At 33.9% G+C, this 1094-nt stretch carries 2 protein-coding genes; both read right to left on the bottom strand.

What is annotated here, in order from left to right; translation table 11 throughout:
* Positions 1-917: ABC transporter permease (locus tag KHW44_RS09930; RefSeq protein ID WP_304068983.1), on the bottom strand; the 917-nt coding region annotated here is incomplete at its 3' end.
* A gap of 1 nt (position 918) precedes the next feature.
* On the bottom strand, positions 919-1094 hold a 176-nt coding region (locus KHW44_RS09925; protein WP_304068985.1), incomplete at its 5' end, for a DUF4162 domain-containing protein.

The raw sequence follows: 1094 nt of genomic DNA, 5'->3' as shown, positions 1-1094 counted from the left end.
TTCTCTGCGATGATTACTTTTATTTCTGGAACCATCATTCCCGCTAAAAAAGACATCAGCATCGTAATAGCGATTCCCATTCCGGTTTTTGTATCTAGACTTTTTTTGTTGGATACTCCGATTAAGATTCCAAACGCAACTCCACAAAAAGATGAAATACTTGCAAGTCCTATTATCGCCCCAATTCTATCTCCGAATCCAACTCCAAGTGCGTATTTCAAATATGCGATAAATAAAACTGTTATTGTGAAATTGATTATCCAACTGACAAGAACCGATGCAGAAAGCATAGTGCTTTTTTTAGTTGGAGAAACTGCGTTACGCTTTGCGTTTGTAGACAAGTTTGCTTCGTATTGGAAACTAACGAAAAGTCCCCACATGTATCCGTAAATCGTCGTCATCCCTAAAAGCGTGTAGAAAAACACATTCACAGGATTCATGTTTTTTCTTGAAACGTCTTTGATGTGATCGTCAACATTTAAGACTTTCCCGATATCAGCCGTCGGATTTTTCTGCATTATCTTAGTTATCATGGATACCTTTTGAGAATATGAATTCATAATAGTTTCGACGATTGTCTCAGAAATCCCAGATTTTTTTGTGTAGATTTTATCCATCGAATCAATGTACGCTTTTACATCTTCGTTAGTATTCAATATATCTTCGTTTTTTGATTCTACAACCTTGAAATATTTCTCATCTTCCATCTCATTCATGAAGTTTTTGAAATTGTCGTCTTGCATAAGAGTTTCATTAACAGCTACATCAATGGTTTTGAATTTACTATTTTCATTGATATTTCCAAATGCTAATTTGAAGAATATTCCTAAAACAATCGGAAACATCAACGCCCAAAAAAGCATAGCTTTTTGTCTCAAAAGCAGCTTAAAAGTATTTTTAAATGAATGTAGAAACATATCAATCCCTCAAATCTTTGCCCGTTAATTCCAAGAAAACATCGTTAAGACTTGGCTTTTCGACATTTAAAGAACTGTACTGAACATTTTCTTCATCAAGAAGTTTAATCAACTTCATTAAATACCCATCTCCATGAGAAAAATTCAACTTAACATTGCCGTCCTTATTTTCAAAAT

This window comes from Finegoldia magna (assembly GCF_018371055.1).
Classification (GTDB): Bacteria; Bacillota; Clostridia; order Tissierellales; family Peptoniphilaceae; genus Finegoldia; species Finegoldia magna_I.
Note: the sequence above shows the minus strand (reverse complement) of the source record. Positions and strands in the feature narration are given on the sequence as shown.